This window comes from Pseudomonas sp. Z5-35 (assembly GCF_051131945.1).
GTDB lineage: Bacteria > Pseudomonadota > Gammaproteobacteria > Pseudomonadales > Pseudomonadaceae > Aquipseudomonas > Aquipseudomonas marvdashtae.
Genome location: NZ_CP071640.1, coordinates 4,979,723 through 4,991,267, shown reverse-complemented (window position 1 = coordinate 4,991,267; position 11,545 = coordinate 4,979,723). Strand labels below are relative to the sequence as shown.

The window sequence follows — 11,545 nt, the reverse complement described above, 5'->3', positions numbered from 1 at the left end:
TCGGAGGGAATGAAGCGGCAAGTTTCAAGCTTCAAGCTGCAAGTTACAAGCGAGAGGGTATCGCTTCTGCTTGCAGCTCAAGGCTTGGAGCTTGTACTGCTTCAGTGCCCTGCAGTCTTGGAAAACAGCTGGATCACCACCACTCCCAACACAATCAACGCCATCCCCAGAATGGCCGGCACGTCCAGTTTCTGCCCATAGATGAACAGCGCCGCGACGCTGACCATGACGATGCCCATCCCGGCCCAGACTGCGTAGGCCACGCCCACCGGTACGGTGCGTACCACCAGCGTCAGCATCCAGAACGCGATGCCGTAACCGGCGACGACCAGCAGCAAGGGCAGCGGGGTGCTCAGGCCTTTGACCGCTTTCATTGAAACGGTGGCGATCACTTCGGCGCAAATGGCGATGGCCAGGTAGTAGTAGGCGTTCATAGGCTGTCCTCTTTGACTGTTACGTGTTTCGTTGCGGCCATTCTAGAGATCGCGCAGATGCGGTAAAGTCATTACCTATCTGAGATAGAGATAGGTCGACCATGAACGTTCAATGGAATCTTGAGCAGCTGCGGTTGTTCGTCGAGGTCGCCGAGAAGCGCTCGTTTTCCGCCGTGGCTCGGGACCAGCGCAAAGCCCAGTCGGCCATCAGCAGCGCAATTGCCTTGTTGGAGGTCGACTTGGGGGTGAGCCTGTTCGAGCGCAGCAGTGGCCGCCAGCCCAGGCTTACCAATGCTGGCGAGGCGCTGCTGGAAGAGGCCAGGGAAGTTTTGCGCCAGTGTGAACGCCTGAATGGTCGTGCCCTGGCTCTGATGCGCGGACAGGAAGCGTCGCTGCGCCTGGCCCAGGACGAGGCCATGCCCTATCAGCCGGTGATCGATAGCCTGGCGGCACTCGCCAAGCAATTCCCTACGCTCGAAGTGCAACTGGCCAGCGCCGCCCAAGGCGATGTGGCGCGCAAACTGGTGGAACGTCGCGCCGATCTTGGCTTGCTGTTCTATCACGACCAGATCCCCGAGGCGCTGGAACGCCGGGTACTGGGCAGCGTCGAGATGGTCACCGTATGCGGAAGGAATCATCCACTGGCGCACCACGCTTATGTCACCTGCCGGGAAATGGCCCGGCACCGCCAGTTGTTGATGGCGACCCAGTCGAGCGTCTATCCGGGCAGTGAGCAGGCCAGCCCGCAGGTCTGGCGAGCCGACAGCTTTTATGTGCTGGCCGAATGGCTGAGGTGTGGCCTGGGCTGGGCGTGGTTGCCACAACATGTGGTGCAATACCCGGCCTACCTGGGGGAGATGGTCGAACTCAGCAGCGAATGGACCCCGCCGGCGTTGGTGGTGGAACTGGTCTGGCGCCGCGACGAACCCTTGGGACCGGCGGCCCGTTGGCTGGCGGAACGTTTTGCCGTGCAGTTGCAGGCGATCGGCTGAAAAACCGATAAACTCCGCCGCCATGAACAGAACTCTCTATAGCGCATTGTTTTATCTGGGGCTGCCACTGGTAGCGATTCGGCTCTGGCTGCGGGCGCGCAAGGCGCCGGCGTATGCCCTACGCATCGGCGAGCGCTTCGCTTGGGGCTTGCCGGCGATGAGGCCTGGCGGCATTTGGGTCCACGCGGTGTCGGTGGGCGAGAGCATTGCCGCCGCGCCGATGATCCGCGCCTTGCTGCAACGTTATCCCCAGCTGCCGATCACCGTGACGTGCATGACGCCCACCGGTTCGGAGCGGATCCAGGCGCTGTTCGCCGATGAACCGCGGCTCCAGCACTGTTACCTGCCTTATGATCTGCCTTGCGCGGCCAAGCGTTTTCTCGACCAGGTTCGCCCGAAACTGGCGGTGATCATGGAAACCGAGCTGTGGCCCAACCACATTCACCAATGCGCCAGGCGCGGCATCCCCGTGGCGTTGGCCAACGCACGGCTGTCGGAGCGATCGGCGCGCGGCTATGCACGTTTCCCCAAGCTGACCCGGCCGATGCTTGTTGAAATGAGCCTCTTCGCCGTGCAGACCGAAGCCGAGGCCGAGCGGTTTCGCCAGTTGGGCGCCCGTACGGACACCGTCGAGGTGACCGGTTCCATCAAATTCGACCTGACCATCGACCCGCAACTGCTGGAAAGCGCCAGTACCTTGCGCCAGCAATGGCAAGCGGTAGATCGCCCGGTGTGGATCGCCGCCAGCACTCACGAGGGTGAGGATGAAGTGGTGCTCGACGCTCACCGGCGGTTGCTGGCCAGTTATCCCGATGCGTTGTTGATCCTGGTGCCGCGGCACCCGGAACGGTTCGATTCGGTGGTGCAGTTGTGTGAGTGCGAAGGATTTGCCACGGTCCGGCGTTCCAGCGCCCAACCGGTCACCGCGCAAACCTCGGTGCTGCTGGGCGACACCATGGGCGAACTGCTGTTTCTCTACGCGTTGGCCGACAGCGCTTTTGTCGGCGGCAGCCTGGTGCCCAACGGCGGGCACAATCTGCTCGAACCGGCGGCGCTGGCAAAACCGGTGCTCAGTGGACCGCACCTGTTCAATTTTCTTGAAATCGCCGCGCAACTGCGTACGGCCGGGGCGTTGCAGGAAGTCGATGATGCCGAAAGCCTGGCCCTGGCGGTACAGCGTCTGTTCGAACTGCCCCGCGACGCCCAGCGCATGGCCGAGGCTGGGCTGAAAGTGATGCGCAGCAACCAGGGCGCGTTGCAGCGTTTGCTGGATGGGTTGGGGCGGTTGGTGGGTTGAGCTTTTGTGGCGAGGGAGCTTGCTCCCGCTCGGCTGCGAAGCAGCCGCAAATCGGCGCTACAGTTCTGGCTGGCAGAACGCGGTGACGGGTTCTGGGCCTGCTTCGCAGGCCAGCGGGAGCAAGCTCCCTCGCCACGGGATTCGTCGCAGGTGTGTTACTGCGCCGGCCGAGCGCGCAATTGTTGGGCGGCGGCCTGGGCCAGGTCCGGCGGCAAAAAGTCCTTGTCCGGGTTGTAGTCGGGCTTGAGGTAGCGTGACAGGGCCTGCAGGTCTTCCGGGCTCAAGGTGCCGGCGGCCTGCTTGAGACGCAGGTTATCCAGGATGTAGTCATACCGGGCGTTGTTGTAGTTGCGCACCGAGGTGTACAGCTGACGCTGGGCATCCAGCACATCGACGATGTTGCGGGTGCCGACCTGGTAGCCGATTTCCGTGGCTTCCACCGCGCTCTGGTTGGAAATGATCGACTGGCGCCGGGCCTGGACCTGCTCCACATCGGTATTCACCGCACGGTGCAGGTTACGGGTGTTCTCCACCACCTGCCGGCGCAGGCCTTCGCGCTGCTGCTCGGTCTGGGTGAGTTGCGAGTAGGACTCGCGCACCTGGGAGCTGGTCAACCCGCCGCTGTAGATCGGAATGCTCAATTGCAGGGCCAGTGTGCGCTGTTCGACGTCGCCGCTATATGACCGACCTAATGCGTTCGGGTTGCTGAAGCCCAGGGCGTCGTTGTCACCTTTTTCGTACCTCGCCACCGCATCCAGCGTCGGCGCATGCCCGGCTTTGCGTTGGCGCAAGGTGTCTTCGGCGGCCGTCACAGCATAGTTGCTGGCCAACAGGTTCAGGTTTTGCTTGGCGGCGGTGTCGACCCAGGCCTTGGCGTCATTGGGCGCCGGCGGCAGGATCGGCAGGGTGTGGACGACGCCCTGGAGCGAGTTGTACTGGCGATTGGTCAAGGTGATCAGCGCTTCGAACGCATCGTCGACCTGGCGCTGCGCCAGGATCCGGTTGGCGCGTGCCGTGTCGTAGCTGGCCTGGGATTGCAGCACATCGGTCTTGTCCGACAGCCCGACGTCGAAGCGTTCGTTGGATTGGTCGAGCTGGCGCTTGAACGCCGCTTCCTCGGCCTTGGTCGAGGCCAGGTTGTCCTGGCTGCGCAGCACATTGAAATAGCTTTCGGCGCTTTGCAGGATCAGGTTTTGTTCGGTCGCCGACAATTGCAGCGAGGCTTGTTCGTTCACCGATTTCGCGGCTTGGAACTGGAACCAGCGGTCGGCACGAAACAGCGGTTGCGAGAGGGTGGCCTGATATGAGCGGGCGCTGCGATTGGCTACCGCCGCAGGCTGGTCGATATCGGTGCGCACGTTGGCGACTTCAGCTCCGCCGGACAGATTGGGCAGCAACCCGGCGCGGGCCTGGGGCACCACTTCCTTCTGGGCGCCATACTGGGCGCGGGCAGCGGCCAGGTCGGCGTTGTTGTCCACCGCTTCCTGATACACGCTTACCAGGTCGGTTTTGGTGGTTAAAGGCGCTTCGGCGGCCCAGGCCATTGCGTTGGACGCACAAGACACGGCCAGGGCCAGTGAAAGTTTGCGCAGCATGAGGCTATCCCTAGTTCGTAAAATGAGAATTCACAATGAGAGTGCGCTATTAAGCCGCGCGGCGTAGCGAGTGTAGTTGCGCCTGGGCACGGCAACAATCCTGTATATACGCCATTCATCACGCCTTTTGCCCTGGCGATGGCGTTCTCTCGTGGTTGTGTCTAGACTGGTCACGTTCTTGTCGGGGTGCCTTGCTATGAGGCTGAGATCGAATAATTTCGGATCCCGTTGAACCTGATCAGGTTAGCGCCTGCGTAGGGAACAAGATTTCTCGTCACCCGGCGAGTCCTCTTGTGCTTCGTCCGGGATGTTGTTCGATATCGACTTTCGATCCTCGAACATGCTCGAGCAGCAAGCACAGCGTCCGCACTTTCGTGCAAGGACGCGTCCATTCGTTACAGGTTCGCTCCGACAAAAATCCACTGCCTGGATGTGTGTCTGGAGAGCCCGTGATGACGATAAAACCAAAAAACGCGACCAACCTCAGTGAATCGGCCCAGGTCGATCAGCAATCGGTCCAACCGTTTACCCGCTCGCAAAAAGTCTACGTCCAGGGCAGTCGCCCGGATATTCGCGTGCCCATGCGCGAAATCAGCCTCGACGTGACCCCGACCGACTTCGGCGGCGAAATCAACGCGCCGGTGGTGGTATACGACACCTCGGGGCCCTATACCGACCCGAACGTAATCATTGACGTACGCAAGGGCTTGGCCGATGTGCGTTCGTCGTGGATCGAAGCCCGTGGCGACACCGAGCGCCTGGCCGGCCTGAGCTCCAACTTCGGCCAGGAACGCCTGGCCGACCCCGAACTGACCAAACTGCGCTTCGCCCACGTGAACAACCCGCGTCGCGCCAAGCCAGGTGCCAACGTCAGCCAGATGCACTATGCGCGCAAAGGCATCATCACCGCCGAGATGGAATACGTCGCCATCCGCGAAAACATGAAGCTGGAAGTGGCCCGTGCCGCCGGCCTGCTGGACCAGCAACACGCCGGCCACAGCTTCGGCGCCAGCGTGCCGAAAGTCATCACCCCGGAATTCGTGCGCGATGAAATCGCCCGTGGCCGCGCGATCATCCCGGCCAACATCAACCACACTGAATTGGAACCGATGATCATCGGCCGTAACTTCCTGGTGAAGATCAACGGCAACATCGGCAACAGCGCGCTGGGTTCGTCCATCGAAGAAGAAGTGGCGAAGCTGACCTGGGGCATCCGCTGGGGTTCGGACACGGTCATGGACCTGTCCACCGGCAAGCACATCCATGAAACCCGCGAGTGGATCATCCGCAACTCGCCCGTGCCGATCGGCACCGTGCCGATCTACCAAGCCCTGGAAAAAGTCGGCGGGGCCGCCGAAGACCTGACCTGGGAGCTGTTTCGCGACACGCTCATCGAACAGGCCGAGCAGGGCGTCGACTACTTCACCATCCACGCCGGCGTGCTGTTGCGCTATGTGCCGCTGACCGCCAAACGGGTGACCGGTATCGTGTCCCGTGGCGGCTCGATCATGGCCAAGTGGTGCCTGGCGCATCACAAGGAAAACTTCCTCTACACCCACTTCGAAGACATCTGCGAAATCATGAAGGCCTACGACGTCAGCTTCTCGCTGGGCGATGGCCTGCGTCCGGGCTCGATTGCCGACGCCAACGACGCAGCGCAATTCGGCGAGCTGGAAACCCTCGGCGAGCTGACCAAGATCGCCTGGAAGCACGACGTGCAATGCATGATCGAAGGCCCCGGCCACGTGCCGATGCAGTTGATCAAGGAGAACATGGACAAGCAGCTCGAGTGCTGCGACGAGGCGCCGTTCTACACCCTCGGCCCGCTGACCACCGACATCGCGCCGGGCTACGACCACATCACCTCCGGTATCGGCGCGGCGATGATCGGCTGGTTCGGTTGCGCCATGCTTTGCTACGTCACGCCCAAGGAACACCTCGGCTTGCCGAACAAGGATGACGTCAAGACCGGGATCATCACCTACAAGATCGCCGCGCATGCTGCCGATCTCGCGAAAGGCCATCCCGGCGCGCAGATCCGCGACAACGCCTTGAGCAAGGCGCGTTTCGAGTTCCGCTGGGAAGACCAGTTCAACCTCGGCCTGGACCCGGACACCGCCCGTTCGTACCACGACGAAACCCTGCCGAAGGACTCGGCCAAGGTGGCGCATTTCTGCTCGATGTGCGGGCCGAAATTCTGCTCGATGAAAATCACCCAGGAAGTGCGCGAGTACGCGGCCAACCAGCGCATTGAAGCGGTGGATGTCGATGTCGCCCAGGGCCTGGCGGAGCAGGCTGAGCGGTTCAAGCAGGAAGGTAGTCAGCTTTATAAGAAAGTTTAAGCGGCAAGCTCCAAGCGGCAAGCTGCAAGTTAGAAGCAAAAGCGCGACCTGCTTTTTCTTGAGGCTTGCAGCTTGTAACCCTTTTTAAGCGGCAAGCTCCAAGCGGCAAGCTGCAAGTTAGAAGCAAAAGCGCGACCTGCTTTTTCTTGAGGCTTGCAGCTTGCAGCTTGTAACCCTTTTTAAGCGGCAAGCTCCAAGCGGCAAGCTGCAAGTTAGAAGCAAAAGCGCGATCTGCTTTTTCTTGAGGCTTGCAGCTTGAAGCTTGCAACCCGTTCTCACCGAGATCCTTCTCTTGAACACCTATTCCCCCGACATCGCGGTCCCCACCGACAAACGCGTCTTCGGCGCCCGCGATCTGTTTTCCCTGTGGTTCTCCCTCGGTATCGGCCTGATGGTCTTGCAGGTCGGCGCCTTGCTCGCGCCGGGCCTGGGCCTGAGTGGTTCGTTGCTGGCGATATTCCTCGGTACGCTGGTGGGCGTCCTGTTGCTGGCGGCGGTCGGGGTGATCGGCAGTGACACCGGCCTGTCGGCCATGGCCGCCCTCAAGCTGAGCCTGGGTGGCAAGGGTGCGAGCGTGCCGGCGGTGTTGAACCTGTTGCAACTGATCGGTTGGGGCTCGTTCGAAATCATTGTCATGCGCGACGCCGCCAGCCTGCTCGGCGCCCGGGCCTTCAGCGAAGGCAGCCTGGGCTCGAACCCGCTGCTGTGGACGCTGTTTTTCGGCGCCCTGGCGACCCTGCTTGCCGTCAGCGGGCCGCTGACCTTTGTGCGCAAGGTCCTGCGTAAATGGGGCATCTGGCTGCTGTTGGCCGCGTGCATCTGGCTGACTTGGAACCTGTTCGCCAAGGCTGACCTGGCGGCACTCTGGGCCCAGGCGGGCGACGGCTCGATGCCGCTGGCGGTGGGGTTCGACATCGCCATTGCGATGCCGCTGTCTTGGTTGCCGCTGATCGCCGACTACTCGCGCTTCGGCAAACGCGCCAAGAATGTCTTCGGCGGTACGGCCGTGGGCTTCTTCATCGGTAACTTCTGGCTGATGAGCCTGGGCGTCGCCTACACTCTGGCATTCGCGCCGAGCGGCGAAGTCAACGCATTGCTGCTGGCCCTGGCCGGCGCCGGACTGGGCATCCCACTGCTGCTGATTCTGTTGGACGAGTCGGAAAACGCCTTCGCCGACATCCACTCGGCGGCGGTGTCCAGCGGCATGCTGTCAGGGTTGAAGGTCGAGCACCTGGCCTTGGCGATTGGCGTCATCTGCACCTTGATCGCCTGCTTCGCGCCGTTGGCGCAGTACCAGAACTTCCTGTTGCTGATCGGCTCGGTGTTCGCGCCATTGTTCGGCGTGGTGTTGGTGGATCACTTCATCCTGCGTAAACGCAGCAGCCAAGTGGGATCAGCCGCGTTGCGCTGGCCGGCATTGTTGGCTTGGCTGGGTGGGGTGAGCACGTATCACTTGCTGGCCAATTTCTATCCGGACATTGGCGCGACCCTGCCGTCGTTGATCCTGGCAGGGTTGCTGCAACTGCTGTTGGGTCGGGCTTTCAACTACGGCCGGGAAACAGCTCGGGCTTGAGGATGCCGTTGAGGCGTGGATAGGCGATCTTCAACTCGATGTGGCCCAGGGCGTACGGCGCGATGGTGCTCACTTCGTACTTGAGGATCACCCCGCCGTAGGTCAGCGCGATGTGTGGGGTTTTCTGGAAGGACCACTGCTTGAGGAACTCGGGTTCCTGATCCAGCTTGGTGCTGATCAGCCAACTGTTGTGGGCGACCTGGGCGGCTTTCCAGAACGCTTCTTCCTGGCCCGGCAGCAGCATGTCCGACAGCGTCAGCACTTTGTGTTGCGGGCGCGAATAGTTGATGAAGCCGCGCCCCGGTGTGCCGTGCGCACCGCCGGTGTCCAGGTAGCTGGACAGTTCGATGATCACCAGGCCGTCATGTTGCTCGCGTACCTTGGCCTGCAAATAGCTGCTGTTGCGCGGTGCGGCGGTGCGCAAAAACTGTTCGCGATAGGCCGCCAGCGTCGGCGCTGCCGGAGCGTCCGGTGAGGTGCGGGTCATTTGCAGCAAGCGTTTCTCGATGATGCTGTCCAGCGCGGGCTCGGCGGGAAAGCGCAAGGTGTCGATATTGACCAGCGGGCAGTCGGCACTGGCGCAGCCAGGCTGCAGCTGCTCCGACGCATCGCGAGTGGTCTCCAGCGGTGCGCGGTAATTGGGCTGGAACAGGCTTTGGCAAGCGCCCAGGGTCAGGGCAATGGCGGCCAGCGAAGCAATCTTGAAAAGCGACATGGGCGTCCTTCGTGAAACAGGGAAAAGGCAAAAAGTTACCCGCTTCGACTGTCAGCAGGGCAATCAGTTCGCCACTAAGCTCATTAGAGTTGTTTCACCTCCTGCCGTCTATCTCGATGAATGGAAAGGGGCTGCATCAAACGGTACGGGCGCGTTAGGATGGCGCGAAGCCGAGGCTGGAACCTCGCACCGATCCACTGTAAACGAGGACTGTCATGACTGATTTTGCCAATGCCACACCGAGCGCGGTGGACATCGTCAAGCGCGAGAGCTGCTTCAAGGGTTTCTACAAACTTGACCGCGTGCACCTGCGCCACGAGTTGTTCGCCGGTGGCATGAGCCGTGAAATCAGCCGAGAACTGTTCGTTCGCCATGACGCAGTGTGCGTATTGCCCTATGACCCGCAACGCGACGAAGTGGTGCTGATCGAACAGTTTCGCGTAGGCGCCGTGGGCAAGACTGACAACCCTTGGCTGGTGGAACTGGTGGCAGGCCTGATCGACAAGGATGAGCAGCCGGAAGAAGTTGCTCATCGCGAAGCTGAGGAGGAAGCTGGGCTTGTCTTCGCTGCGCTCTGGCCGATGACCAAATATTTTCCCTCGCCGGGTGGCAGCGATGAGTTCGTGCACCTTTACCTGGGGCGTTGCGACAGCGCTGGGGCAGGCGGCCTGCATGGACTGGAGGATGAAGGCGAAGATATCCGCGTAAAGACCTGGGCTTTCGAAGACGCGCTGCAAGCAGTGCGCGACGGACGTATCTGCAACGCGGCCAGCATCATTGCCTTGCAATGGTTGGCCTTGAACCGCGATGAAGTGAGGGGGCTATGGTCCTGAACAAGCTGCGCGATCGTTATCGCGTCGATCTGGTGGGGTTGCAGGCCGCTTGCGAGGCCAACTATGCCCGCCTGATGCGCTTGTTGCCGGACATGCGCAACGACCCGGCGCCGCGCCGAATCGCCGTGACCCACGGCGACCAGATGCTCGGCGTGCTGGCCCTGGAAGTGCTGCAGACCTGTCCCTACACCACCACGTTGCAAGTGCGTCAGGAACACAGCCTGCCCTGGTTGCCAGTGCCGCAACTGGAAGTGCAGGTCTATCACGATGCGCGCATGGCCGAAGTCGTCAGCGCCGAACATGCACGACGCTTTCGTGGCATCTATCCTTATCCCAATGCGTCAATGCACCAGCCGGACGAAAAAGCCCAGTTGAACCTGTTCCTGGGTGAGTGGCTGAGTCATTGCCTGGCGCTGGGCCACGAGTTCGAAGTCGTTCGGTAGTTGTGAACCGGTTCCGGTTCGCGGATTTCCCCTTTCGATCATCCCCCAGCATAATTGCCGCTTCATGCAACGGCGTGATTGCGCCTGGGAGAGAGCGATTTGCCGAGCGTATCCAGCTTGACCACTGCCGATGCGGCGCTGCTGGTCCAACTGTCCGACAGCCATTTGTTCGCCGAGGCTAATGCCTCGTTGCTGGGCATGAATACCCGCGACAGCCTGCGCGAGGTCGTCGACCTGGTGCTCAGGCAGCAGCCGGACATCGACTTGATGCTTGCCACTGGTGATTTGTCCCAGGACGGTACGCTGGAGTCCTACGCGGCGTTTCGGCAGCTGACTGCGCGAATCGATGCGCCGGCGCGGTGGATTCCGGGCAACCATGATGAGCCACGGGTGATGCTTGAGGCGGCGGTCAAGAGCACGTTGCTCGATCCGGTGGTGGACATTGGCAATTGGCGGGTGACGATGCTCGATTCGGCCGTGCCAGGTTCGGTGCCGGGGTTTTTGGCCGAGGAGCAGTTGATTCTGTTGGCCAATGCGCTGAGCGAGGCGCCGGAGCGGCATCATCTGGTGTGCCTGCATCATCATCCTGTTTCGATTGGCTGTGCTTGGATGGAGCCGATCGGGTTGCGTAATCCTGAGGCGTTGTTTGCGGTGTTGGATCGGTTTCCGCAGGTGCGGGCGGTGTTGTGGGGGCATGTGCATCAGGAGATCGACCGGGTGCGCGAGGGGGTTCGGTTGTTGGCTTCGCCTTCGACGTGTATTCAGTTTGAGCCGGGGAGTGAGGATTTCGCGGTGGGCTCGCAGGCGCCGGGGTATCGGTGGTTGCGGTTGTTGCCGGATGGGCGGTTGGAGACGGGGGTTGAGCGGGTGGTTGGGTTTGCGTTTACTCCGGACTATGGGTCTAACGGGTACTGAGTTTTTGTGTACATATTCATTGCTGCGGTAACGGCTGCTTAGGGTTCCGCCCTTACGGGTACATATCCATTGCTGCGGTAGCGGCCGCTTATGGTTCCGCTTTTACAGCGGGTCACTTTCGAAAGGCACGAAAGTAACCAAAGTGCCTTTGCCCCACCACTCGGTGCCTCGCTTAGGCTCGGCATGCCCTCACTCCGGCATTGCTCCGTGGGCCCGCCGCGAAGGGCCATCCATGGCCCAGCGCGGCTATCCCGGCATCCATGCCGGGATGCCCACTGCGCAATGCCTGCGTTCGGCCATCGTGGTTAACGGGGCGCCGAGATCAACGTCCACCGCGAGGCGGCCTTAGGGCCGACCTGGTTTTTGGGGGAGTGTTCCTTCATTGAGGTTGTTTGCGATGGCTGAC

The 11,545-nt window shown here is 61.4% G+C and carries 11 protein-coding genes and 1 riboswitch; of the genes, 7 read left to right on the top strand and 4 right to left on the bottom strand.

The features are described from left to right. Positions 1 to 101: 101 nt before the first annotated feature. Entirely contained in the window at positions 102 to 434 is a 333-nt protein-coding gene (locus J3P95_RS22880) for a DMT family transporter (RefSeq protein ID WP_186611848.1), read from the bottom strand. A 101-nt stretch (positions 435 to 535) separates the two neighbouring features. On the opposite strand from J3P95_RS22880, the gene J3P95_RS22875 reads away from it, so the two are divergent. Together J3P95_RS22875 and waaA are read left to right on the top strand one after the other, a co-directional pair. Further along, positions 536 to 1,426, top strand: coding sequence for a LysR family transcriptional regulator (locus J3P95_RS22875; protein ID WP_434579563.1), 891 nt, complete (start codon positions 536 to 538; stop codon positions 1,424 to 1,426). A gap of 22 nt (positions 1,427 to 1,448) precedes the next feature. Next, positions 1,449 to 2,723, top strand: a complete 1,275-nt coding sequence (gene waaA / locus J3P95_RS22870) for a lipid IV(A) 3-deoxy-D-manno-octulosonic acid transferase (RefSeq protein WP_434579564.1) — start codon at positions 1,449 to 1,451, stop codon at positions 2,721 to 2,723. A gap of 155 nt (positions 2,724 to 2,878) precedes the next feature. On the opposite strand, the gene J3P95_RS22865 is transcribed toward waaA, so the two are convergent. Continuing rightward, positions 2,879 to 4,318, bottom strand: coding sequence for a TolC family outer membrane protein (locus J3P95_RS22865; protein WP_434579565.1), 1,440 nt, complete (start codon positions 4,316 to 4,318; stop codon positions 2,879 to 2,881). Between the two features lie 172 nt (positions 4,319 to 4,490). After that, a riboswitch (TPP riboswitch) is annotated at positions 4,491 to 4,596 on the top strand. 174 nt (positions 4,597 to 4,770) lie between these two features. On the opposite strand from J3P95_RS22865, the gene thiC reads away from it, so the two are divergent. Next, positions 4,771 to 6,660 carry a phosphomethylpyrimidine synthase ThiC gene (gene thiC, locus J3P95_RS22860; protein ID WP_434579566.1) on the top strand — a complete coding sequence of 630 codons (1,890 nt, stop codon included), beginning with the start codon at positions 4,771 to 4,773 and terminating at the stop codon, positions 6,658 to 6,660. Here the strand turns inward: thiC and J3P95_RS22855 are convergent. After that, positions 6,623 to 6,928 carry a hypothetical protein gene (locus J3P95_RS22855; protein ID WP_434579567.1) on the bottom strand — a complete coding sequence of 102 codons (306 nt, stop codon included), beginning with the start codon at positions 6,926 to 6,928 and terminating at the stop codon, positions 6,623 to 6,625. The two genes, thiC and J3P95_RS22855, sit on opposite strands and share 38 nt — an antisense overlap. 24 nt (positions 6,929 to 6,952) lie before the next feature. Here J3P95_RS22855 and cytX point away from each other — a divergent pair, with 24 nt between their 5' ends. Next, on the top strand, positions 6,953 to 8,233 hold the full coding sequence (cytX, locus tag J3P95_RS22850) for a putative hydroxymethylpyrimidine transporter CytX (RefSeq protein WP_434579568.1): 1,281 nt from the start codon (positions 6,953 to 6,955) through the stop codon (positions 8,231 to 8,233). Here cytX and J3P95_RS22845 read toward each other — a convergent pair. Then, positions 8,202 to 8,948: a DUF3298 domain-containing protein gene (locus J3P95_RS22845; RefSeq protein ID WP_434558919.1), complete on the bottom strand. Its 747-nt coding sequence runs from the start codon at positions 8,946 to 8,948 to the stop codon at positions 8,202 to 8,204. The genes cytX and J3P95_RS22845 overlap by 32 nt on opposite strands. 215 nt (positions 8,949 to 9,163) lie before the next feature. Here J3P95_RS22845 and J3P95_RS22840 point away from each other — a divergent pair, with 215 nt between their 5' ends. The 3 genes from J3P95_RS22840 to cpdA all read left to right on the top strand — a co-directional run bounded on the left by J3P95_RS22840 (position 9,164) and on the right by cpdA (position 11,139). After that, positions 9,164 to 9,781 carry an NUDIX domain-containing protein gene (locus tag J3P95_RS22840; RefSeq protein ID WP_434558917.1) on the top strand — a complete coding sequence of 206 codons (618 nt, stop codon included), beginning with the start codon at positions 9,164 to 9,166 and terminating at the stop codon, positions 9,779 to 9,781. After that, entirely contained in the window at positions 9,772 to 10,224 is a 453-nt protein-coding gene (locus tag J3P95_RS22835; RefSeq protein ID WP_003186471.1) for a DUF1249 domain-containing protein, read from the top strand. Before J3P95_RS22840 ends, J3P95_RS22835 begins: the two co-directional genes overlap by 10 nt. A gap of 99 nt (positions 10,225 to 10,323) precedes the next feature. After that, on the top strand, positions 10,324 to 11,139 hold the full coding sequence (gene cpdA / locus J3P95_RS22830; RefSeq protein ID WP_434579569.1) for a 3',5'-cyclic-AMP phosphodiesterase: 816 nt from the start codon (positions 10,324 to 10,326) through the stop codon (positions 11,137 to 11,139). The last annotated feature ends 406 nt before the right edge of the window (positions 11,140 to 11,545 follow it).